The 23341-nt window shown below is 69.6% G+C and carries 21 protein-coding genes; 11 read left to right on the top strand and 10 right to left on the bottom strand.

Annotated elements, in window-relative coordinates; genetic code table 11:
* Positions 1 to 80: 80 nt before the first annotated feature.
* From NA3_RS01055 to NA3_RS01035, 5 genes are all read right to left on the bottom strand, one after another.
* Positions 81 to 302 carry a hypothetical protein gene (locus NA3_RS01055; RefSeq protein ID WP_062961696.1) on the bottom strand — a complete coding sequence of 74 codons (222 nt, stop codon included), beginning with the start codon at positions 300 to 302 and terminating at the stop codon, positions 81 to 83.
* Complete coding sequence (locus NA3_RS01050) at positions 295 to 2130, bottom strand: PspC domain-containing protein (protein WP_062961695.1); 1836 nt, start codon at positions 2128 to 2130, stop codon at positions 295 to 297. The genes NA3_RS01055 and NA3_RS01050 overlap by 8 nt, the downstream gene beginning before the upstream one ends.
* A gap of 86 nt (positions 2131 to 2216) precedes the next feature.
* On the bottom strand, positions 2217 to 2846 hold the full coding sequence (locus tag NA3_RS01045; RefSeq protein WP_062961694.1) for an MspA family porin: 630 nt from the start codon (positions 2844 to 2846) through the stop codon (positions 2217 to 2219).
* 274 nt (positions 2847 to 3120) lie between these two features.
* Positions 3121 to 3810 carry a response regulator transcription factor gene (locus tag NA3_RS01040; RefSeq protein ID WP_062961693.1) on the bottom strand — a complete coding sequence of 230 codons (690 nt, stop codon included), beginning with the start codon at positions 3808 to 3810 and terminating at the stop codon, positions 3121 to 3123.
* Complete coding sequence (locus NA3_RS01035) at positions 3807 to 5042, bottom strand: sensor histidine kinase (RefSeq protein WP_062961802.1); 1236 nt, start codon at positions 5040 to 5042, stop codon at positions 3807 to 3809. The genes NA3_RS01040 and NA3_RS01035 overlap by 4 nt, the downstream gene beginning before the upstream one ends.
* A gap of 229 nt (positions 5043 to 5271) precedes the next feature.
* On the opposite strand from NA3_RS01035, the gene NA3_RS01030 reads away from it, so the two are divergent.
* From NA3_RS01030 to NA3_RS01020, 3 genes are all read left to right on the top strand, one after another.
* Positions 5272 to 5637 carry a DUF6223 family protein gene (locus NA3_RS01030; RefSeq protein ID WP_062961692.1) on the top strand — a complete coding sequence of 122 codons (366 nt, stop codon included), beginning with the start codon at positions 5272 to 5274 and terminating at the stop codon, positions 5635 to 5637.
* An 84-nt stretch (positions 5638 to 5721) separates the two neighbouring features.
* Positions 5722 to 7221, top strand: coding sequence for an ATP-binding protein (locus tag NA3_RS01025; RefSeq protein WP_128145089.1), 1500 nt, complete (start codon positions 5722 to 5724; stop codon positions 7219 to 7221).
* Positions 7222 to 7375: 154 nt separating this feature from the next.
* Positions 7376 to 8038, top strand: a complete 663-nt coding sequence (locus tag NA3_RS01020) for a response regulator (RefSeq protein WP_036498325.1) — start codon at positions 7376 to 7378, stop codon at positions 8036 to 8038.
* Between the two features lie 7 nt (positions 8039 to 8045).
* Here the strand turns inward: NA3_RS01020 and NA3_RS01015 are convergent, their stop codons facing one another.
* Positions 8046 to 9191, bottom strand: coding sequence for a serine/threonine-protein kinase (locus NA3_RS01015; protein ID WP_062961691.1), 1146 nt, complete (start codon positions 9189 to 9191; stop codon positions 8046 to 8048).
* A gap of 405 nt (positions 9192 to 9596) precedes the next feature.
* Between NA3_RS01015 and imuA' the strand changes: the two genes are divergently transcribed.
* From imuA' to NA3_RS00995, 4 genes are all read left to right on the top strand, one after another.
* Positions 9597 to 10328, top strand: coding sequence for a DnaE2-dependent mutagenesis accessory factor ImuA' (gene imuA' / locus NA3_RS01010; RefSeq protein ID WP_062961801.1), 732 nt, complete (start codon positions 9597 to 9599; stop codon positions 10326 to 10328).
* Positions 10328 to 11932, top strand: coding sequence for a DNA polymerase Y family protein (locus NA3_RS01005; protein ID WP_062961800.1), 1605 nt, complete (start codon positions 10328 to 10330; stop codon positions 11930 to 11932). The genes imuA' and NA3_RS01005 overlap by 1 nt, the downstream gene beginning before the upstream one ends.
* 79 nt (positions 11933 to 12011) lie before the next feature.
* Complete coding sequence (locus NA3_RS01000; protein ID WP_062961799.1) at positions 12012 to 12779, top strand: alpha/beta fold hydrolase; 768 nt, start codon at positions 12012 to 12014, stop codon at positions 12777 to 12779.
* Between the two features lie 65 nt (positions 12780 to 12844).
* A complete protein-coding gene (locus NA3_RS00995; protein WP_062961798.1) occupies positions 12845 to 13741 on the top strand; it encodes a ferredoxin family protein in 897 nt (298 codons plus the stop codon).
* Between the two features lie 22 nt (positions 13742 to 13763).
* Here the strand turns inward: NA3_RS00995 and NA3_RS00990 are convergent, their stop codons facing one another.
* From NA3_RS00990 to NA3_RS00980, 3 genes are all read right to left on the bottom strand, one after another.
* A complete protein-coding gene (locus tag NA3_RS00990) occupies positions 13764 to 14744 on the bottom strand; it encodes an SDR family NAD(P)-dependent oxidoreductase (protein ID WP_062961690.1) in 981 nt (326 codons plus the stop codon).
* 78 nt (positions 14745 to 14822) lie between these two features.
* Positions 14823 to 16172, bottom strand: coding sequence for an MFS transporter (locus NA3_RS00985; RefSeq protein WP_062961689.1), 1350 nt, complete (start codon positions 16170 to 16172; stop codon positions 14823 to 14825).
* A gap of 145 nt (positions 16173 to 16317) precedes the next feature.
* On the bottom strand, positions 16318 to 17166 hold the full coding sequence (locus tag NA3_RS00980) for a helix-turn-helix transcriptional regulator (protein WP_062961688.1): 849 nt from the start codon (positions 17164 to 17166) through the stop codon (positions 16318 to 16320).
* A 97-nt stretch (positions 17167 to 17263) separates the two neighbouring features.
* Between NA3_RS00980 and NA3_RS00975 the strand changes: the two genes are divergently transcribed.
* The 3 genes from NA3_RS00975 (at position 17264) to NA3_RS00965 (ending at position 22359) form a co-directional block, all read left to right on the top strand.
* On the top strand, positions 17264 to 18646 hold the full coding sequence (locus tag NA3_RS00975) for an MFS transporter (protein WP_062961687.1): 1383 nt from the start codon (positions 17264 to 17266) through the stop codon (positions 18644 to 18646).
* 82 nt (positions 18647 to 18728) lie between these two features.
* A complete protein-coding gene (locus NA3_RS00970) occupies positions 18729 to 22070 on the top strand; it encodes an error-prone DNA polymerase (protein ID WP_062961686.1) in 3342 nt (1113 codons plus the stop codon).
* Positions 22071 to 22119: 49 nt separating this feature from the next.
* Positions 22120 to 22359, top strand: a complete 240-nt coding sequence (locus tag NA3_RS00965) for a DUF167 domain-containing protein (RefSeq protein ID WP_062961685.1) — start codon at positions 22120 to 22122, stop codon at positions 22357 to 22359.
* Between the two features lie 5 nt (positions 22360 to 22364).
* Here NA3_RS00965 and NA3_RS00960 read toward each other — a convergent pair whose 3' ends face one another.
* Entirely contained in the window at positions 22365 to 22853 is a 489-nt protein-coding gene (locus NA3_RS00960; RefSeq protein ID WP_265338023.1) for a tRNA (cytidine(34)-2'-O)-methyltransferase, read from the bottom strand.
* 228 nt (positions 22854 to 23081) lie between these two features.
* Between NA3_RS00960 and NA3_RS00955 the strand changes: the two genes are divergently transcribed.
* The gene (locus NA3_RS00955; protein ID WP_081879271.1) at positions 23082 to 23327 is read left to right on the top strand and encodes a DUF3017 domain-containing protein; all 246 of its coding nucleotides are present in this window, start codon (positions 23082 to 23084) and stop codon (positions 23325 to 23327) included.
* Positions 23328 to 23341: the final 14 nt, after the last annotated feature.

Raw genomic sequence — 23341 nt, 5'->3', positions numbered from 1 at the left:
TCGGCCGATAGCGGAGAAGGGGCCCTTCCAGCACCGGCTGGAAGGGCCCCTTCTTTGGGTCGTGCGGCCTCCGCCGGACGCTATTTCTTCCTTCGCGGCGAGATCACCAGGACGATTCCCACGACCACCGCCACACCCACCACGATCCAGCCCACCGGCACCGCACTGTGGAACGGCCAGGACGTGGGGCCGATGAAGGCCCAGACGCTGACCAGCAGGGCGAGTATCCCGGCCAGCAGCAGCGAGAACGACGGTCCGCGCCTCGTTTCGGCCCGAGTGTCGGCCGTTTCGTTGTCAGCCACGTTTCACCTCCGCGTTTCCGGCGTGGACATCGACGTCGAGAGTGAGAATCGGCCCGTCGGCCGGTCCGGTGGGCCCTTGCGGGCAGGACACGTCACCCATGCTCGCGTTGCAGGTGGCGTGGAGCCGCATCGACTCCGGCACCAGCACCCGGAAGTCGCCCATCTGGACATTCACGTGGACCGTGCGATTCTCGGTGAGGGGCAGTTGGCGCAGATCGAGTGTGCCCGAGCCCATGGTGATCTTGTACTCCGAGGCCAGATCGGCGGTCGTGGCCGGGGTCCAGACATGGTCGCCCATGGCCCCGCGGTCGAATTCGACCGGACCCACCATCGAGGCGAGGATGACGAATCCCGCCAGCGGCGCCAGCACCACCATCAAGCCGTAGCCGCGGCGCAGAAAGGCGCCGACGATCAGGCCCAGACCGACCACCGCCAGGGCGACCGCGCCGATTCGCGCGGGTGTCATCCAGTCCGCTCCGGCTGCGGCCACCGCGCCCGCGGCCGCTGCCGCCAGGACGGCCAGGCCGATCACCACCGGCGTGAGCCGGGACCGCGGCCGCTGGACAGGCACGACCGCGACCGGGCGTTCCTGCGTGGGAGTGGGCAGATCCCAGGCCATGGGCGCCACGCCGAGCGGATCCCAGCCGGCCGGAGTGGGTCCGACATGCGCCGGGTCGGGGATCGGACGGTTGCCGTACGGGCGTGGGCCGGGCGGAGGTGTCGGGCGGGGGTGTGCGCTCCCGCCGGACCCGGGCGAATCGTCGGGGCCGGACTCGTCCTCGGCCGAGGGCCCCTCCGAGCCTGTCGCCGTGCCGGATTCGACGGCGAGTGGCCGGGTCAGCGCGACCGTGGGGCGATCGTCGGCCGATGTCTCGTCGGACGTCGCTTTGCCGGCGGTCGGCTCGTCGGAGGACGAGTTCCCGTCGCCGGGCGAGTCCGGCGCGGCGGCACCATGTTCGGAGGAACCGGAATCTGCCGCGGCACCCGAGCTGTCCGGTCGTCCGGAAGCTTCTTCCAGCGGAACGACTTCCGCAGCACCACTTTCGGTCACTTCGTGTGCCGAGCTCGTGCTGTCCGGCGGTGCGGCGCCGGCCTCATCTGCAAGACTTTCCGGCGTATGCGGATCGACCCGCAGTGGCACAGTGGCGGCGGTTGCGCCGATGGGTTCGGCTGCCGTCGAAGCGTGTGCCGGCGTGGCCGGAACCTGGCCGCCCGCAACGACATTCGGGTCCGGTTCGTAGTGGTCGGGCAGCTTGGTGAACGGTCCGTACGGGCTTCCGCTCCACGGGGACCCACCCGGGAAGCTTGCCCCCGGATATCCCGTCGCCGCGATGCCACCCTCGGCCGTCAGCGGATACGATCCGTCGATCGGCGGTTCCGGTTGCCGCATGTACAACAACCACCAACCGGCCACCATCAGCGCGAAACTGATCACCCCCGAGCCGCCGAGTCCGACACCCACCGGGCCCATCGTGGTGACCGCGATCGCCAGGGCGACGATCAGCACGATGGTCTTGGTGGACGACTGCGAACTGTGCCCGCGGCTGAGCAGGCCCTCGGCGGGTGACACCGCGTCACCCGCCGGGGGCAGCAGCAACCATGCCGCCAGATACAACACGATGCCCGCACCACCGAAGATCGTCGACACCACGAACGCGACCCGGATCAGTACCGGGTCCACGCCGTAGCGACGGCCGAATCCGGACGCCACGCCGGCGACCGGGCTCTGTCCCGGCAGCCGTGTCGGACGCGTCCGCCACAGGTGCTGGAGCTGTTCGCTGAATCCCGTCCGGCTCGTGCCGCCGGTCCCGCCGCTCGCTGTGGTCATAGCTCAATGGTGGCCGTGAGCAGTATCGAATGGCATCGGGGTTCACCCTGAAAACGAACCTGAACTACATCTGCCGGATACGCCACTCAGAGCACGGTCGGATCCGCGAAGACGGCGCCGTTCCCGTCGACCTCTGCCGCGGACACCTCGATCCTGCTGTAGGCGCGGATGGTCAGCGGACCGCCGCACCCCTGCACCATGAGATGGAAGTCGCGGCTGACGAGATAGTCGGTCTCCCCGGCACCGAGGTGCTTCCGACCCACCTCGACATCGGTGATCTTCCCGGGCGTGACCGACACGTTCACCCCGATGCCGGCGGAGACGCTCGGACCGAGCGTCACACTCGCACTCGGCTCCACCAGATCCGGGCTGATCGTCGCTCCGGCGCTCAGCGAGGCCGAGGCGTCGGCGCTGAAACCGAGGTCGATATCGACCGCGCACGCGACGTAATACCCCGCCTTCAACGTTCCGGTGCCACTCGGAAGCCGCGCGTAGGACGTGTTGTCCAGGAACACTTCTCGATTGGTGGACATGCCGTTCAGCGCGGTCACCGGATGGGCCGCGTAATCGAGATGGCCCACGGTGAAGCTGTACCCATTCGGTGCCGGATAGGTGTTCTCGTGACCGCCCGGCCCCGCGGCCGAGGCGGCCGTGGCCGGCACCAGCGCCAGCGCGAGAGCCGTGGTGGCGGCGGCGTAGACAGATGTGATGGACATGCGAATTCCTCCCCGTACACGCCGGGCGAACCGGCGAGATCAGCTGTCCGCGGCGAAACGACTACCGGGACGTATGCCGCCCGCCGTCAGCGAGCGACGCCATCGACGGTAGGAATCGAGAGCTCGCCGGCACCCGGAGAGATTCCGGTCGATACGCCATATCAGCAGGTGATCGGGTCTGTTGCGAAATTCCGGTCCGGCATCGGCGCCGCGGGCGGCTACCGCTGGACCGGTGCGGCCGTCGCTCGGCTTGTCCGGACCGGACGCGCTCGATCTACGGCGCCACCAGCCCCGTTCGATAGGCGATGACGACCAGTTGCGCGCGGTCGCGAGCGCCGAGTTTGACCATCGCCCGGCTGACGTGGGTGCGGGCGGTCGCCGGGCTGAGGAACAGTTCGGCGCCGATCTCGGCATTGCTCATGCCCTGGCCGACCAGGGCCAGCACCTCCCGCTCACGGTCGGTCAGTACCGCGAGCCGCTGTTCGGCGGCCCGGTCGGCGGCGCGCCGGGCCGTGAACTGGGCTATGAGGCGGCGAGTGATACGCGGCGCGAGCAGAGCCTCACCGGCGGCGACCACGCGGATACCGTGTAGCAGCTCGGCGGGACCGGCATCTTTGAGCAGGAAGCCGGCGGCGCCGGCTTGCAGTCCCTCGAACACATAGGCATCGGTGTCGTAGGTGGTCAGGATAAGAATCCGGACATCTCGCAGCCCGGTCGTGGCGGCGATCTCACGGGTGGCCTGAATGCCGTCCATCGTCGGCATGCGGATATCCATCAGCACGACATCCGGACGCAGCGCACGGGCTTTCCGCACGGCGTCGGCGCCGTTCGCGGCCTCTCCGACGACCGTGACGTCGTCCTCGATATCGAGCAGGAGCCGAAACCCCGACCGCACCAACTGCTCGTCGTCGACGAGCAGGACCCGGATCGGAGTGCCACCGTCCGCGTCTGCCGTAGTGCTCACAGCTTCACCGTTTCCGTCCTGGCCAGGGGCAGCCGGGCCGTGACCGCGAATCCTCCGTGCGGGAGCGGGCCCGCGTCGAGATCGCCGCCCAGGAGCCGGCATCGCTCGCGCATACCGAGGATGCCGCGCCCGTCGGTGCCCGCTCGGGCGGTGGCCGGGGAGGGCGCGGCCGGCTGCCGCCCGTCGTCGGTGACCCTGACCGCCACCGCGTCGACACCGTAGTTCACCTCGACCGACACGCGCGTCGCACCGGCATGGCGAATCACGTTGGTGATCGATTCCTGCAGTATCCGATATATCGCGGTGCCGACCGCGCCGGGTATGTCGGGAGGCGGTGCGGGCGTGTCGAATTCGACCTCGAGCCCGGCGTCGCGGGCCGTGGCGGCGAGTTCCCGGATCTGCGCGAGGCCCGGTTGCGGGGCGCGGCCGTCGTTGTCGTCGCGATGAACGGTGTCGTCGCGAAGAACTCCGAGGATCGCCCGCATTTCCGTCAGTGCCCGAGAGCTGGTCCGCTCGATGATCCGCAGGGTCTCGCGCGCTTGTTCGGGCCGTTTGTCCAGCACGTGCGCGGTGACACCGGATTGGACGTTGATGACGGCGATCGCGTGCGCGACCGTATCGTGCACTTCGCGGGCGATGCGGAGCCGTTCCGCGTCGACCCGGGCGCGGGCCTCCTCCTCGCGAGTTCGTTCCGCCAGCTCGGCACGCTCGAGCGCCTGTGCCGCAACGACTTTCCGCGAGCGGACACTCTCGCCGAGCGCGGCGCTCATCACCGCGGCGCCGATCCGGAAATAGACCCAGCCGATCGCGGCCGGTGGTTCGACGTCCGAGGCGGCGGGAAGCCAGATCGCGGTCAGGGCGGCGATTCCCACGCCTGCCACCACCAGCGAGCGCCGCCCGTCACCGTGTGCGGTGAGGGTGTAGAGCGCGACGAACAGCGCCAGCCACCCGGGTCCGTCCGGGAAGTCGAGGGCGTAGTAGACCGCACTGGTGAGCGCGGTGACGGCGAATACCGCGACCGGCCGTCGGCGCCGCACGACCAGGACGGCGCCCGCGGTGATCAGCAGGAGGTAGCCGAGATATCCGAAATCCGAGAGCGGGCGCAGCACCTCCTCGGGCCGGCCGCTGTTGCGGACGATGGTGCCCTGGACCTGCATCACGGTGATGAAGACCGCCAGCAGCAGATCCTGAGACCAGTCCGGCAGGCGCAGCGGTGTGACGCGGTCCGGCATGTGGCGATCATAGAAGCCCGCACCCGACCGGGACGTCGTGTCGAGCACGCGGCCTGCTACGTCACGGTGCGTGATCGCACGTCGGTCGTCTACGCCGAACGGCGTAGTCGTCGTCGATCCCCGGCCGATGCCGCGGGGTGGGGCGCGGCGCGACGATCGTCGCGTCCGCAGCCGATCCCGTCCGTGACCCGCACGGCAGGCGGCTGTCGCTCGACCGGAAGGATTCGCGATGTCCACACTCGATGTATTCGCCGCGCTCTCGACCACCCACGTCTCCGTCGTCGCCGGGTACGAAGTCGGCGTCGGCCGGACCGTTCCCACCATCGCGGCCTTCGTGGGCTTGATCAGTGTGATCGCCGGTGGCCTGGCGGTCTCGGCTCGAACCCGCCGCGCCGGCACCCGCCGGTCCCGGTCCGTCACGGCGCTGGCGCTGGGAGCGATCGCCGTGGTCGTCGGCGGGATTCACGGGGCCGATGCCGCCGGTGGTTTCGGGACCGGCAACGGGCTCGCCGGTGCGATCGCCGCGGTGGTGCTCGGACTGGGCGGCGTGGTTCTGGGCGGCCTCTCGCTGGTGCGTGCCCACCGCTTCGGATGACCCGGCGTCGCCGGCACCCCGAGATCGGGAATCCGGGTATTTCCCGATGGTCGGTTGTCGGGATGACGTGCCAGTATCGAAGGCATGTACCCCTCCATGCCCGCATTCGACGCGCGTTCGGGGTTCGACGGCCGCGTGGGGTTCGAACCTCGGGCCGGTGTGGACGGTCTCGGGCCGGACGGCCGGGGCGCCGATCCGGTGGTCGAACAGCCGCGGTTGCTGCGGCGGTCCGGTGGCCGGGTCGTGGGCGGGGTCGCGGGCGGTATCGCCGACCACCTGGGGGTCGACGTCTTCAAGGTGCGGATGGCGTTCGTCCTGCTGTCGGCCTTGATGGGCGCGGGGATCGTGGCCTACGGGCTGCTGTGGATCTTCACACCGTCGGGTGCGGACGGGCCGCCGCCCACGGCTTCCGAGCGGCGGCAGGCGGTCGGGCTGGTACTGCTCGGGCTGGCGCTGTCGGTGTCGATGGCGTGGTTGTTCAACGGGACCGCGGCGCGGGTGGTGGCGCCGATCATCGTGGTCGCCGTCGGCGCGGCGCTGGTGTGGCGCGAATTCGATGCCGAGGGACCGCGTTCCATCCTGGGCCTGCCCGCACGGCCGACCGTGCTCACCTGGACACGAATCCTGGCCGGGGCGACGCTGATCGTGGTCGGGCTGGGCGTGGTGGTGCTGGCCCGCATCAACCTGAGCTCGCTGGGTTCGGCACTGATCGCGGTCGCGGTCACCCTGATCGGCGTCGGTCTGCTGACGGTGCCGCTGTGGTTGCGCATGATGCACGCCCTCAATGCCGAACGCTCGGCACGCATCCGCAACGAGGAACGTGAGGAGATCGCCTCACATCTGCACGATTCGGTCCTGCAGACCCTGGCGCTGATCCAGCGGCAGGCCGACGACCCGCAGGAGGTCGCCCGGCTGGCCCGCAGCCAGGAGCGGGAACTGCGGAAGTGGTTGTTCGAGGATTCCATGCCCGCGCAGTCGAGTTTGGCCGCCGCCCTGCGCACGATCGCCGGTGAGGTGGAGGACCAGCACGGGGTGCAGGTGACTCCGGTGACCGTCGGCGACGTCTCGATGGATGTCGGCGATACCGGATTCGGCCTGCCGAAGGAACATTTCACCGCCCTGCTCGGCGCTACCCGCGAGGCGCTGGTCAACGCCGCCAAACATGCCGGTGTGCCGGCCATCGACGTCTTCGCCGAGGTGGAACCGCATCAGGTCAGTATTTTCGTGCGCGATCGTGGCACCGGGTTCGATCCGGCCGCGGTCCCGGCGGACCGGCAGGGCCTGGCGAAATCGATTCATGCCCGGATCGAGCGCCGCGGCGGCACCGTCGAGGTGCAGACCGCACCCGGTCGCGGCACCGAGGTGCGAATCATGATGCCGCGCAAGGATTCCGAGGGCCAGGGCGAAACCGGTGGCTGCGACGGCGCCGAGACCGAGATGCCCGCATCCGGCGAGGCGGACCGGGTCGGCGATGCGCAGGGCCGGTCCCAGCAGCCCGAGACACAGCAGCCCGAGACACAGCAGGCCGAGACCGGGGGACCGCGAGGGGAGGCCGCGGAGACCGGCCCCCGCCGGTCGCACTAGCGGACGCACCCGCGAAGTGGGCAGAATCCGGGCGGACGGTGATGCCGCCGTCCTCGATGCCGGTTCCGAGCACCCCGACCGCCGATGTGGTACCGATGAGTTGGCGCTGCCGCGCCCGGCAGCGGGCCGGCTCGAGGTGAGGAGAACTGTGACGATCCGGGTTTTTCTGGTCGACGACCACGCCGTGTTCCGGTCCGGGGTGCGGGCGGAGTTGAGCCGCGAAGCCGATATGGATGTCGTCGGGGAAGCGGGCACCGTGGCCGAGGCCGTGGCCGGAATCGACGCCGCCCGACCCGATGTGGTGTTGCTGGATGTGCACATGCCCGACGGCGGAGGTGTCGCGGTCCTGCAGGGCATCGACGATCGTCCGAACGGTTCGGCGTCGGGCAACGGCCCGGTATGTCTGGCGCTGAGCGTCTCCGATGCCGCCGAGGATGTGATCGCGGTGATCCGCGCGGGCGCGCGCGGGTACGTCACCAAGACCATCTCCGGTTCCGAACTGGCCGAAGGCATTCGGCGCGTCGCGGGCGGTGACGCGGTGTTCAGTCCGCGGCTGGCCGGTTTCGTGCTGGACTCGTTCACCGGACGCTCACCGGCTCCCGAACCCCCGCTGGACCCGGAACTGGATTCGCTGACCCCGCGCGAACTGGAGGTGCTGCGCCTGCTGGCGCGCGGCTACACCTATCGCGAAATCGCCGAAACCCTGTTCATCTCGGTGAAAACCGTGGAAACCCACGCCTCCAACGTGCTGCGAAAGACCCAGCAGTCCAACCGCAATGCGCTGACTCGCTGGGCGCACCGGCGGCGCATCGACTGAGTCGCGCCTACATCGCGGCGACGAGCACCACGATCAGGATGAGCAGTCCGATCAGCAGCCCCACCGCGATCGCGAGCGGCGCCGCATTGGGCCCGAACTTCGTGAAGTCGATGTCGACGAGTTTCGATTTCCCCAATTTCTGTTGCTGCGCAACGGAACCGGTCGCGGCGACCCGCGGCGGGCGGGGCAGCGGCGCGGAATGCGGACTGCGCAGTCCGGCCGCCGAATTGCGGGCCGCCCAGGCCGGAATGGTGCCGTCCTCGGTGCGGATCGGAGCGCCGAGGATATAAGGCCCGGTGCCGGGACCGAATGCGGCGGTGAGGATTTCCTCGCGGGCTTCGGCCATGGTGGGGCGACGCTGCGGCGCCGGTTCCATCATGTGCAGCAGGACCTGGGTGAGCGGCCCGCTGCGAGTGGGCGGAATGATCTGCGCCATCGCCGCGCGCGTGACGATGACGTCGTTGTCGTCGTCGAATCCGTACGGCGGATGCCCCTCGATCGCGGTGTACAACGTTGCGCCGAGGGAGAATACGTCGCTGGCCGGCCCCGGCTGAGCACCGCGCGCCACCTCCGGCGGCAGATAGGACGGGGTGCCGGTGATCACGTCCTCCGGTTCGTCGAAAGCCTCGCCGGCACTGGAGATACCGAAGTCGCTGAGTTTGGCCATCCCCACCTCGGAGCCCCGATCGGCGACGAGGATGTTGCCCGGTTTGATATCGCGATGCACGATTCCGGCGGCGTGGGCGGTGGCCAGCGCATCGGCCACCTGCGCGCCGATCTGCGCGACTTCGATGGGGGAGAGGGTGTCGGCCAGCGCCAGCGCCTTGGCGACGCTGCGTGAGGGCAGATACTCCATCACCAGCCACGGTTCGCCCGCCTCGAGCACCACGTCGTAGACGGCGATGGCGTGTTCGTGCGAGAGCTTGGCCGCGACCCGGCCCTCGTGCACGATCCGGTTGCGCACCTCGGTCGCCTCGGCCTCGCTGAGTCCGGCGGTGGTGAGCACCTGCTTGATGGCGACCTCGCGGTTGAGCAGCCGATCGGTGGCGAGCCATACCGCACCCATGCCGCCGCCTCCGAGTTTGGACTGCAGGCGGTAACGGCCGGCGACGAGATAGTCGGGGCCGACGATGGGGCGGGCGCGTTCGGTCACGGCGCGAGGATAGCCGAAAACCAGGACGACCGGCCTGCTTCGGACCGGGGTCGGCGGCGGTCACAGCCCGGCGGGCGGCCTGCCGGACGCCCCCGAGAGGTGGTCTGGGCAACAGCCACGATCGGTGACGGAACAGTCGCACTGGGGCTGATGTGACACGTGGGCCGGTGCGGCTTGACGGAGACCGGTCGGAAGGTTCTACTGTCACCGGATCGAACGTATATTCGATTAAGATCGATAGCTGAAACGGTGCTGTGCCCTCTCGCCGGTGCTTCTGCGCTGCCGAAGGGTGGTGGGGTCCGATGCGGCGAGTGAGGCGGAGGAGGAGCGGAATGTAGCCGGTGCGGCGGTGCGGTGCATCGAGTGCGGTGGAGTCCATTCGGTGAGAGATAGGTGGTCGGCGAGATGGGTTCGGCTGGTGATGCGCGGGCGGTGCAGCTGGCGGAGCTGCGTCGGCGGATGGCCGCGGTCCCGGCCCGTGGGGTCGAGGTCGTGGAGCGCCCGCCGACAAGTGCTGAACTGCGCAGAGAGCTTCTTCCCGTACCGCCCGCGCTGGCCGGTCTCCTGCCCGAGGGCGGAATGCCGAAGGGGGCGGTGGTGGCCTACTCGGGTGCGGGTTCGCTGCTGACCGGCCTGCTGGCCGCGGTGACCGGCGAGGGTGGTTACGCCGCGGCCGTCGGCTTGCCGCGACTCGGACTTCTCGCCGCCGCGGAGATGGGCGCCGATCTGGGCCGGCTGGCCGTGGTGACCGAGCCCGGTCCGGATCCGGTGGAGGTCGCCGCAGTGTTGCTGGATGGTTTGGATCTGGTGGTGGTCGGCCTGGCCGGTATGTCGGTGCCGCCCAGCCGGACTCGCATTCTCGCCGCCCGCGCCCGCAGCAAAGGGGCCACGCTCGTGGTGACCGGTGGCGCCTGGAGCGGTCCGACGCTGCGGATCGACACCCGGGTCGCGGGCTATTCGGGCCTGGGGCGGGGCCGCGGCCGGCTGCGAACGGTGCGCCTGGACGTCTGCGTGCGCGGCCGGTCCGCGCCGGAGCGCACCGGCACGCTCGACCTGTGCCCGCGCGACGGCCGGGTCGAATGGCTTGTACCGGAATCGGATTCGCCGCCGACGGCGCTCTCGGCGGTGGGGGCGTGATGAAGCGCCCCGGGTTTCGCGTCCTGGCGGTGTGGTGTCCGGACTGGCCGGCCGCCGCGGCGGCTGCCGTGGCCGACCTCTCACCGCTGCGGCCGGTGGTGGTGTTGCACGCGAATCGGGTGGTGGCCTGTTCGGCGGTGGCCCGCGACGCGGGGGTGCGGCGCGGTCTGACCAGGCGCGAGGCGCAGGCGCGGTGCCCGGATCTTCATGTGGCCCAAGCCGATCCGGACCGCGACGCGCGTCTGTTCGAACCGGTGGCGACGGCCGTGGACGCGACGGTGCCGGGAGTGGAGGTCTTGCGTCCCGGCCTGCTGGTACTCGCTGCCCGCGGCGCCGCCCGCTACTTCGGTTCCGAGGAGGAGGCCGCCGAACGCCTGGTCGACGCGGTCGCCGCCCTCGGTGTGGAATGCCGGATCGGCATCGCCGACGAACTGTCGGCCGCGGTGATAGCCGCGCGCCGGGCGCAGATCGTCGCGCCCGGCGCCGCCGCGAGGTTCCTGGCGCCGCTGCCGGTGGGCGAGCTGGCCGTCGAGCCGAGCCTGGCTCCGCCGGAACGTGCCGAACTGGTGGATCTGTTGCATCGCTTGGGTTTACGCCGCATCGGCGATTTCGCGGCCCTCACGCCCGCCGAGGTCGCCTCCCGGTTCGGCGCCGACGCGATCCGGGCGCACCGGTGTGCCCGCGCCGAGCCGGAGCGCCCGCCCTCGGCGGCCCCGCCCGCCCCGGATCTGGTGGTGGAGTATCGGTGCGATCCGCCGATCGAGCGGGTCGATGCCGCCGCCTTCGCCGGTCGCATGCTCGCCACCCGGCTGCACGAACGCCTGGCGGCGGCCTCGGTGGCCTGCACCCGGCTCGAGGTCCACGCCGAAACCGCGGCCGGGGAACACCTGTCGAGAATCTGGCGCTGTGCCCAGCCGCTCACCCCGGAAACCACCGCGGACCGGGTGCGCTGGCAGCTGGACGGCTGGCTGACCCATCGCGCCCTGACCCGGGGGAAACGCGGGCGGACGGGTGATTCCGAACCGCCGCCGTCCGCTCCGATCACGCTGCTGCGCCTGGCACCGGTCGAGGTGGTGGCGGCCGGTGCGCTGCAACTCGGACTCTGGGGCGGGGTCGGCGAGGAGGATCACCGCGCCCGCCGCGCCCTGACCCGGGTGCAGGGTCTGCTGGGCGGTGAGGCGGTGCGGATCGGTGTCCTGAGCGGCGGCCGCGGTCCCGTCGAACGCGTCACCTTGATCACCTTCGGTGAGGAATTGGTTCCCGCCGCCGATCCCGGCCTGCCGTGGCCGGGCCGGCTGCCGCAACCGGCCCCCGCGGTGGTGCTGGTCAACCATCCCGAGGTCCGGCTGGAGTCCGGCGACGGCAGTCCGATCTGGCTCACCGACCGCGGCATGTTCACCGCCGACCCGGCCGAATTGCACTGGGGCAGTAAGTCGTGGCGGGTCGCGGGCTGGGCCGGCCCTTGGCTGCTGGACGAACGCTGGTGGGCCACCGGCGATTCCGGAGGCGCCGTCCGCACGCAGATCCTGCTCGACACCGAGGAGCGTGCCCTGCTGTTGCTCGGCTACGACCACATCTGGCACGTGGAGGGCCTCTACGAATAGTGCCGGCCCGGGTCGCGGGGCTATGGAACACCCCACACGCTGCGGCGACGGCGCCCGCGGCGACGTACCCTGGCTGATCGTGGAGTCGAACGTCATCCGGGTGCCCCTGGCGGGGGTGCAGATCGCCTATCGGGATTCGGACAGCGCGCCGACGCCGCATCCGCTCTCGGAGGTCCCGGTGGTGCTGGTACACGGGATGGGTGGCGACGGCCACACCTGGGATCGCTTCGCCACCGCGCTGATCCGATCCGGACGCCGGGTGATCATCCCCGATCTGCGTGGACACGGCCGCAGCGAACACACCGCCTCCTACCGGTTCGAGGACTTCGGCGCGGATCTGCTGCGCCTGTGCGATCGGCTGGAGCTGACCACCGTCGATCTGGTCGGGCATTCGCTGGGCGGATACGCCTGTTCCTGGGTGGCGATCGAACGGCCGGCGCTGGTCCGGCGGCTGGTCCTCGAGGAGCAGCCGCTGCCGCTGCGCTCCGGTGACGAACAACTCACTCTCACCCGCCGGCTGCCGTCCGTGCCGGAGCTGTGGCACGCCACCACCAGTCTCCTGCGTCACCCGCGTGCGGTTCTGGCCTTCGACCGGTCGATGACCACTCCGGCGCTCGAGCAGTTCCGCAAACCGCATCCGGAATGGTGGGAGGGGCTGGCGGATATCACCGCGGCCACGGTGATGTTGCGCGGCGGTCCCGGCGGCATGGTCGACCCCGAGAAGTTGGAGATCTTCCGCACCAGCGTGCCGGATTGCCGGGTCGAGGCCTTCACCTGCGGGCACAGCATCCACCGCGACCGGTATCGGGAGTTCGCTTCGGTGGTGCTGCCGTTCCTGGAGCACTGAACGTGGGAGCCGATGCCCGTTCCGCACCACCCACCTCGCCGGCACCCGCGAGCGATTTCGACGGGCTGCCGTGTTCGGCGGCAGCGGCCGATATTCCCCTGCCGGGCAGCGCGACCCGGGTGAGCGGCTGGCTGTGCATCGAACAACCCGGCGCCTGGGGCCGCGATGTGATCGGCGATGCGGTCCTCGGCGCCGAGCTCACCGCCGAACTGGCCGCCCGCACCAGGGCCGCGCGCGTGCGTCCCACCCTCATCCGGCGTCCCGGCCGCGGCGAATTCACCGGTGTGCGAACGGTTCTGCTCGCCGCCTCCCGGCCGGGCGAATCGTGGTGTGAGCGTCTGACCGTCACCGACCCGAGGCAACTTCTCGATATCGACCTGCACGTGCTGAACGGCCCCGCGCCGGGCATCGGTGAACGGGTGACCGATCCGCTGACCCTGGTGTGCGCCCACGGTAAGCGCGATCAGTGCTGTGCCCGGCTCGGCCGTCCGATCGCGGCCCGGCTGGCAGCCGAATATCCGGATCGGGTCTGGGAGTGCTCGCATACCGGCGGGCACCGGTTCGCTCCCGCGATGGTGATCCTGCCCGAGGGATTGACCTACGGCCGGGTCGACGGCGAGGACGCGGTCCGCGCGGTGGCCGAGGTCCGGCGTAACCGCCTGTCGCTGACGGGGTTTCGCGGACGAAGCGGCCTGTCGCCGGTCGAGCAGGTGGCGGAGATCGCGGTGCGGGAACAGGTGCCGGCCGCCCTCGATCAGCTGACGGTCTCGGCGGTCGAACGGGAGGCCTCGGCCTCGGATCCGGCGACCTTCGCCGGCGCCGCGGAGGTGACCCATACCGACGGCCACCGGTGGCTGGTCACCGCGCGGACCGTCGGCTATCCGCCCCGCCAGGCGAGCTGCGGTGCCGCCCCCAAACCGGCGTCGGCGATCATCGCGGACGAAATCCGCCGGATCGCTTGACATTTCGCCTCTGCCGCCGCGTTCACCAATAGGTGCCGGGCACCAATCGTGCGGCGCGGCGCAACGTCGAGCGCGTGATCCGTCCCGCCGCCGACGGCGTGCGCTGCGGTTTCGCCTGCAGCGCGGGCACTTCCGACTCCGGTTCGTCCTCGACCGGCAGTTCGCCCTTGGCGGCGGGGGAGTCCGGCAGCGCTCGGTAGTACCGGTGCATGACGCGATCCTTGATTCCCGGCGCGAACAGGGTCCCGTATTCGGCCAGGGTGCCCACCGGCACGTCGATGCGCCGCGGTCGCTCGCTCAGCGCGCGCACGATGGTGGCCGCCGCCCATTCGGGAGATTCCGAGGGGCCCTGTTTACCGCTGGGCGCGATCATCGGCGTCCGCACCAGTGGCATGTGAATGGTCGTGAACGTGATGTTGTCGGAAAGCATCTCGGCCGCCGTGACCTCCGCGAACTTGTCCAGGGCGGCCTTGCTGGCGAGGTAGGCGGCGAACCGCGGTGTGGCGACCTGAACACCCGCGCTCGAGATGTTCACGATGTGGCCGAATGTGCGCTCCCGCATCTGGGGCAGCAGTGCCAGCGTCATTCGCACCGCACCGAAGTAGTTGACCGCCATGGTTCGTTCGAAATCGTGCAGCCGGTCGGTGGATCGGTGCACGGCGCGCCGGATGGAGCGCCCGGCATTGTTGACCAGCATGTCGACGTGGCCGTGCGTGTCGAGAATCGCCTTCACGGTGCGGTCCACCGAGTCGGAATCGGTGACATCGCACTGGTAGGCGTAGGCCCGCCCGCCCGCGGCGGTGATCTCCTCGACCACGGCGTTCAGTTCCTCGTCACGCCGTGCGAGCAGCAGCACCACGGCCCCCTTGGCGGCGACGGCGCTCGCCGCCGCCCGTCCGATTCCGGAGGAGGCGCCCGTGATGACGACGTGTTTCCCGGTGAGATCCCGGCGTGCCCGCCGACGGGACGGATAGCCGTGTTCGGCCGCGTGGTTGTCCGACATCGCTGCTCCCTTGCAGGTCGTTTCCCCCGAACTTACTCCAAAGTAAGTTCCGCTGCCAAGGGTAGCGCTCTTTTCCGCTCAGGCGGTCAGCCGGTCGTCCTCGCTGATGAACAGCGTCGCGACCACGCTGATCACCGCCGTCGCCACCAGATAACCGCACGCGAGCCAGGGAGTTTTGCCGCCCGCCGCGATCAGGGCCGTGACGATCATCGGGGTGATGCCCGAGGCGTAGATCCCCGAGACCTGATAGACGAACGAGAGTCCGGTGTAGCGCACCTCGGGCGGGTACAGCCCGGCGTACAACGTGCCCTGCGCGCCGTAGAACAGCGCGTGTGCGACACCGAACACCGCGATGATCGCGAGGGTGAAGACGACGATATCGCCGGCCTCGAACAGCGCGAATACCGGATATACCAGCACGCCGTAGGCGGCGATACCGGCGATGTAGACCCGGCGCGGCCCGAACCTGTCGGTCAGCTTTCCGGACACCGGAATGAGTGCGGCCATCACGACCGCGGCGATGGTGACCGCGAGCAGTACCGGGACCTGTTCGAAGCCGAGATGCCCGGTCGCGAAGCTGATCGCGAAGACGCCCCAGGTGTTGAACGCCGCACCCTCGCCCCACCGTGAGAGCAGGCCGAGCACGGTGTTGCGCCGGGTGCGCGCATTCCGGAACAGTTCGACCACAGGCACTTTCGAGATCCGATTGAGCCGGTCGATTTCCCGGAACGCCGGCGTCTCGTCGATCTTCAGCCGCACCACCAGGCCGATGACCACCAGGACCACGCTGGCGCCGAAGGCGATGCGCCAGCCGTAGTCGAGAAAGGCCTGTTCGCTCAGGACCGAACGCAGCAGGGCGAAGACGCCGGTGCCGAGCGCGAGGCCGAGCGCCAACCCGATCTGCGGATAGCTGCCGAACCGGCCGACCTTCTTGCGGGGACTGTGTTCCACCGCCAGCAGCACCGCACCGGCCCATTCCCCGCCGAGCGCGAAACCCTGCAGAATTCGCAAGGCCAGCAACAGAATCGGCGCCGCGATACCGATCGCGGCACTGGTCGGCAGCACGCCCATCAGCGCGGTCGAGCCGCCCATGATCGCCATGGTCAGTGCGAGGGTGCGTTTGCGCCCGATGCGGTCACCGATATGGCCGAAAACCAATCCGCCGACCGGACGCATCACGAAACCGACCGCGAAGGTCGCGAAAGACAGCATGGTTCCGACGAATGCGCTCGTATCCGGGAAGAACAGTTTGTTGAATACGATGCCCGCGGCAGTGGAATAGAGGAAGAAGTCGTACCACTCGACCGTGGTGCCGATCAGGCTCGCCGCCACCGCGGTTCGGGTTTCGGCGGCGCCGAGATGTCCAGGCCGCTCCTCGTGCTCCCCTGCGGCGCGCGTACTCGCCGGCGCGGACTCCAGTACAGACATGGGGTCCCTTTCCTTCCCGCCGTCGATTCGCGCAGTGACATTAGGGCGAGTCGATATCCGCGAAAAGGATTCGAATCAGCGAGATTCCAGCGGCGTATATCGCGGCGGTCTGCCCCGGGCCGCGGCCTACGGCGTTTTCGCCCGGTCAGCCGGCGACGGTCGAGGCCCGCGGCGCAGCCGCCGTCAGCCGGACCACCGCGTCGTACGCGGTCGTGCCGGGCTCGGCGCTGTAAGCCACCAACCGCTGTCCCGGCACATTCGGGACGGCCAGCACCACGTAGTCGAGCGTGAAGGCGCCGACGAGCGGGTGATACAGCCGTTTGTGCCCGCTGACCTTGTGCCGCAGTTCGTGATCGGCCCACAGTTCCCGGAAGGCAGCGCTCCCGGCGTGCAGGTCGGCCACCAACCGGCGCAGCGCCGGATCGTCCGGGCGCCGGCCGGTGGCCGCGCGCAGATGTGCCACCGAGTCGGCGGCGATCTCGTCCCAGTCCGAAAAGCGTTGTCTGGATTCAGGATCGGTGAAGACATAGCGAACGTTGTTCGGACGGCCGGAGCCCTCGACCAGATGGCCGAAGATCGCGGCGGCACCGGCATTCCACGCCAGGACGTCGCTGTAGCGGTCGATCACGTACGCGGCCGTCGGCTCCGACAGCAGTTCCAGCATCCGGCGGGCGCCGGGCGACAGCTCGTCCGGTTCGGCCGGCTGCAGCCGCATGTCGCCGCCGAGCGCGAACAGGTGCTCGCGCTCGTCGGCGGACAGTCGCAGCGCATTCGCCAGCGCGGCCAGCACGCTCGGTGACGGATGCGGGGCACGCCCCTGCTCCAGCCGCGTGTAGTAGCCGGGGCTGACCCCCGCGAGCCGGGCCAGTTCCGCGCGGCGCAGCCCTGTCGTGCGCCGCATGCCTTCCACGCGGATACCGACCGCCTCGGGCGCGAGGGCGGTCCGGCGCGAGCGCAGGAACGAACCCAGCTCGCTCGCCTGTGTGCCTGCCACCCGGATCCTCCTACCCATCGCGCCTCGCTCAGGGTAGCCCTGACAGGTGCACCCTCGGCCCTTGTCGGGCGGCCGGCCCGGGATCGATGCTGACGACGTGAGTACACCTGTCACCCTGTCGAATTCCGGCATCGAGACCGCCGAGGCGTCCGGACGGGCCCGGTGGACGCTGTTCGCGGCCTCCTTCGGATTCCTGATGGTCAGCCTGGACGCCACCATCGTGAACGTCGCGCTGCCCACGCTCGGGCACCGGCTCGATGCCGGCCTGAGTCAGCTGCAATGGGTGGTGGACGGTTACACGCTGGTATTCGCGGCGTTCCAGCTGATCGGCGGGACGCTGTCGGATCGGATCGGGGCGCGGCGCGCGTTCGGCGCGGGGCTTACGGTGTTCGTCGCGGCCTCGCTGGCCTGCGGTCTGGCGACGACTCCCGCGATGTTGATCGCCGCCCGGTTCGCACAGGGCCTCGGTGCCGCGATCCAGCTGCCGGCCTCTCTGGCGATGGTCCGGCACGCCTACGCCGACCCCGGGCGGCGCGCGCGGGCGGTCGGCCTGTGGGCGGCCGCGGGTGGAGCGGCGGTGGCAGCCGGACCGGTGATCGGCGGCGTATTGCTGGCGACGCTCGGCTGGCGGTCGCTGTTCCTGGTCAATCTGGTGATAGGCGCCTGTGGGCTGTTGGCCACCACCCGGGCGGCGGCGGCGCCCGCGAGCACCGGCCGTGGCATGGATCCGGTCGGGCAGCTCACGGTGGTTGTGGTGCTGTGTGGTTCGACCTACGGCTTGATCGAGGGCGGTCACCGGGGCTGGACCTCGGCGCCGGTGCTGACCGGCTTGATCGCGGCAGCCGCCGGTGCGATCTTCTTCGTCCGGTGGGAGCGCCGGGCGGCGGACCCGATGTTGCCGGTGGACCTGTTCGCGCATCCTGCCTTCTCGGCCGCCTCGGCCGTCGGTTTCGTCCAGAACTTCGCCTACTACGGCATCGTCTTTCTGCTGTCGCTGTTCCTGCAGGAGCAGCGCGGTGATTCGGCGCTGGTGACCGGACTGGTATTCCTGCCGATGAGCCTGGCGGCACTGTCCGCGAATCTGCTCGGAGGCCGGATCACGGCCGCGGTCGGCCCGCGCTCGCCGATCGTCGGCGGGCAGCTCGCCTTCGCGGGTGGGCTGCTGCTGCTCGTCCTGGCCGGCGCGGATGCTCCGCTGTGGATGATCTGGGTGGCGACCGTCCCGGTCGGCTTCGGTGCGGGAACGGTCGTGCCGGCGATGACCAGTGTGGTGCTGGAGAGCGTGCCGGCCGACCGGGCCGGCGTGGCGTCCGCGCAGCTCAACACGGCACGGCAGGTCGGCGGCGCGGTCGGGGTCGCCGTATTCGGCACGCTGGTGGCCGGTGATTTCCTCGGTGGCCTGCGGACGTCGCTGGTGGTCGCCGTCGTCGCACTGCTCGTCGCCGCGGTGGTCGGCGGGATATTCGTCCGGACCCGCTGATCTGAGGCAGCCTTCCGAATGCCGCGCCCGCGAGTTAGCATCGGTATCGAATATACGTTCGAATCGACGAAGGTGTGCGGATATGGGCTGGGGAAACGGCCCGCCCACCTGGGCGGAAATGGAGCGGGTGCTCTCCGGTCTGCCCGGTCGCGGGGCCACACCGCCGGGGGACGGCGGGGACAGCCCGGCGTGGTCGCATACGCGCGGCGAATACCGGGCGGGGATGCGGCCGGAGCCGAGCGGTCCGCTGGTGCCGTATGCGGAATTGCACACGCATTCGGCCTACAGCTTTCTCGACGGCGCCTGCCAGCCCGAGGAATTGGTGGAGGAGGCGGTGCGGCTGGGGCTCGAGGCTCTGGCGCTCACCGATCACAACGGCTTCTACGGGGTGGTGCGTTTCGCCGAGGCCGCCGCCGAATGGGGGCTGCCCACGGTGTTCGGCGCCGAATTGTCGCTGGGTGAAACCCACGACGCGGCAACGATATTCGGCTCCGCTCCGATGGACGATTCACAACCGCGCACCGGCGAGCCGGACCCGTCCGGACCGCATCTGCTGGTGCTGGCGCGCGGGCAGGAGGGATATCGGCGGCTGTCGCGGGAAATGTCGGCGGCACATATGGTGGCCGGTGAGAAGGGGATTCTGCGGTACGACCTGGATCGGCTCGCCGCCGCCGCGGACGGTCACTGGCATATTCTCACCGGCTGCCGCAAAGGTCATGTGCGCCGGGCGCTGGAGCGTGGTGACGCCGAAGCGGAGGCGGAGCTGCGTCGGCTGATGGATCTGTTCGGACGCGACCGGGTGAGCGTCGAACTCACCCACCACGGAGTGCCCGACGACGACGAACGCAATGCCCGGCTGATCGCGCTGGCCGAACGGTTGGGCGTACCGGTGATCGCCACGACCGCAGCGCATTTCGCCACCCCGGCCCAGGGGCGCCGGGCGATGGCGCTGGCGGCGATCCGGGCACGGCGCAGTCTGGACGACATCGACGGCTGGCTGCCGCCCACCGGCGGCGCGCATCTGCGGTCGGGTGCGGAAATGGCCCGGCTCTTCGCCGAATGCCCGCAGGCGGTGGCCGGGGCGGTCGATCTGGCCCGCGAATGCGCCTTCGATCTGCGCTTGATCGCCCCCGAATTACCGCCGTTCGACGTGCCGCCCGATCACGACGAGAATTCCTGGCTGCGCGAACTCACCCTCACCGGCGCGCGGGATCGTTACGGCCCGCCGGAGGGAAATCCCAAGGCGTACCGGCAGATCGAACACGAACTGCGGATCATCACCGAACTCAATTTCCCCGGTTATTTCCTGGTCGTGCACGACATCGTCCACTTCTGCAAGGAGAACGACATCCTGTGCCAGGGCCGGGGGTCGGCGGCCAATTCCGCGGTCTGCTACGCGATCGGCATCACCAATGTGGATCCGGTCGCCAACGATCTGCTGTTCGAACGCTTCCTGGCGCCCGAGCGCGACGGCCCGCCCGATATCGATCTCGATATCGAATCCGATCGCCGGGAGGAGGCGATCCAGCACGTCTACCGCAAGTACGGTCGCGAATACGCCGCCCAGGTGGCCAATGTGATCACCTACCGCGGCAAGTCGGCGGTGCGCGATGCCGCTCGCGCACTGGGGTTTTCACCCGGACAGCAGGACGCCTTCAGCAAACAGGTGAGCCGATGGACCGGGGTGGCGTCCGAGACGCACACCGATATTCCGGACCGCGTCCTGGAACTGGCGGGCGAGATCGAGGGCCTGCCCCGGCATCTCGGTATTCATTCCGGCGGCATGGTGATCTGTGATCGGCCGATCGCCGACGTCTGCCCGGTGGAGTGGGCGCGCATGCCCGGCCGCAGCGTGCTGCAGTGGGACAAGGACGATTGTGCCGCAGCGGGTCTGGTGAAATTCGATCTGCTCGGCCTGGGCATGCTCTCGGCCCTGCACTACATGATCGATCTGGTGCGCGAGCACACAGGTGAGGTCGTCGAATTGCACGCCCTCGATCTCACCGAATCCGCCGTCTACGAGATGCTGGCGCGCGCGGATTCGGTGGGAGTGTTCCAGGTCGAGTCGCGCGCCCAGATGGCGACACTGCCGCGACTGCGCCCGCGTGCCTTCTACGATCTCGTCGTGGAGGTCGCGCTGATCCGGCCCGGTCCCATTCAGGGCGGTTCCGTGCATCCCTATATCCGCCGGCGCAACGGCCGGGAGGAGGTGACGCTCGATCATCCGGCGCTCGAGAGTTCGCTGGCCCGCACTCTCGGAATTCCGCTGTTCCAGGAACAACTCATGCAGATGGCGATCGATATCGCGGGTTTCACCCCCGCCGAGGCGGACCAGTTGCGCCGCGCGATGGGATCGAAACGGTCACCACAGCGCATGGAGCGGCTGCGCGGCCGCTTCTATCAGGGCATGCGCGATCTGCACGGAATCACCGGAGAACTGGCCGATCGCATCTACGAGAAGATCTACGCCTTCGCGAATTTCGGTTTCCCGGAAAGCCATTCGCAGAGTTTCGCCGCGCTGGTGTTCTATTCGGCCTGGTTCAAACTGCATCATCCCGCGGCGTTCTGCGCGGGGCTGCTGAACGCGCAGCCGATGGGTTTCTACTCTCCGCAGTCGCTGGTGGCCGACGCCCGCCGGCACGGGGTGGTGGTCCACGGGCCGGATATCAATCACAGCCTGGCCGGAGCGACGCTCGAACAGCACGGAACCCAGGTGCGGCTGGGCTTGTCCGCGGTCCGGCACATCGGTGACGAATTGGCCGAAAAGATCGTCGCCGCACGGTCTTCCGGTCCCTATCGATCGTTTCTGGATCTGACCGGGCGGGTCGAGTTGACCGTGCCGCAGGCCGAGGCCCTGGCCACCGCGGGTGCGCTCGGCAGTATCGAGTCCGCATCCGGACGCGGGCTCGACCGCCGGCAGGCGCTGTGGGCGGCCGGTGCGGCGGCGGGGGAGCGGGCGGATCGGCTGCCGGGGACCGGGGCGGTCACCGACGCGCCGGCGCTGCCCGGGATGAGCGACCTGGAGATGGCGGCCGCCGATGTGTGGGCGACCGGTGTCTCGCCCGGCCGGTATCCCACCGAATTCCTGCGCCCGCGGCTGGACGAACTCGGTGTGGTCGCCGCCGATCGGCTGCTCGCCGTGCCCGACGGATCGAAGGTGCTGATCGGCGGTGCGGTGACGCATCGGCAGCGACCGGCCACCGCGTCCGGGGTCACCTTCATCAATCTGGAGGACGAGACCGGCATGGTGAACGTGGTGTGTTCGGTGGGTCTGTGGCGCCGTTATCGGCGCATCGCCCAGGGCGCTCCCGCGCTGCTGATCCGGGGGCGGGTACAGAACGCCGAGGGAGTGGTGAGTGTGGTGGCCGAACATCTGCAACGCATGGACCTGCGCATGGCCTCGAAGTCGCGCGATTTCCGCTGAACCGTCGCGGCTACGCTCGTCGCACCGGCCGAACATCGAGGAGCAGCACGTGGCGACCGTGGTCCGCGCGACCATCAAACCCAACAGCCGCAAGGGCCCCCTCGTCGAAACCCTCGACGACGGCACCCTGCAACTGTACGTGCGCGCTCCCGCGGTGGAGGGCAAGGCCAACAAGGCCGCGATCGAACTTCTCGCCGAGCACTACGGTGTGCCCAAGTCGGCCGTCCACCTCACCGCGGGCGCCACCTCCCGCTTCAAACGTTTCGCGATCGACATCCGAGGCGTGTGAGGGCCCTACACGGCCCCCGGAAACCCCAGCTGCCGCCACGCCTCGTACACCGCGACCGCCGCGGCGTTGGACAGGTTCATCGACCGGCGACCGGGCAGCATGGGGATGCGCAGCTGATCGGTGATGTGCGGGTCGGCCAGCACGTCGGCCGGCAGGCCGGTCGGTTCCGGACCGAACAGCAGGACGTCTCCGGCCCGGTAGGAGATGTCGGTGTTGTGCGTGGTGGCGTGCGTGGTGAAGGCGAAGACGCGCTCGGGCCGCAGCGATTTCCATGCGGCGGAAAGGTTTTCGTGCACGGTCACCACCGCGAGGTCGTGGTAGTCCAGTCCGGCGCGGCGCAGCTTCGGCTCCGACAGATCGAATCCGAGCGGCTCGATCAGATGCAGTTCGCACCCCGTGCCGGCCGCCAAACGGATCGCATTGCCGGTATTCGGTGGGATACGCGGTTCGAAGAACACCAGCTTGAGCACACCGAGACGGTACCCGCCCGGCATGAATGGCACGCGTCGGAGCCCGCTCTCTCGCGCGCGGGACCGCCGCCGACATCCCCGCCGCACCCTCGGCCCGACGAGGCCGACCTCGTGCTCTGATCGCGGGGGCCGCCCCCGCTCCCCGGTGGCGGCACGACCGGACATGCGAGAATCGCAGCCGTGACCGACGTGCCGACCACTCATCCGCAGCAGTCCAGCCCGGCGAGCCGCTTCTTCCAGGTTCATCTGCCGATGCTGCTGGTCGTGGTGGTGCTGCTGGTCGCGGTGGTCTTCGTGGCCCAGGACCGATGGCGGCGTGGTGCGTTCTTCATCGGCGGGGCGACCCTGCTCGCGGCGGTGTTCCGGTTGTGCCTGCCGACGGCCCGGGTCGGGCTGCTGGCGGTGCGCAGCCGCCCGTTCGACATCGGCGCCTATACCGTGCTCGGTGGCGCGATCATCGTGCTGGCGGTCACCATCAGCAGCCTCGGCGTCGGCTGAACCCAGGGGGCGAA

This window comes from Nocardia africana NBRC 100379, from assembly GCF_001612635.1.
Classification (GTDB): domain Bacteria; phylum Actinomycetota; class Actinomycetes; order Mycobacteriales; family Mycobacteriaceae; genus Nocardia; species Nocardia africana.
The sequence above is the reverse complement of the archived record's forward strand: the minus strand, read 5'-3'. Positions and strand labels throughout refer to the sequence as shown.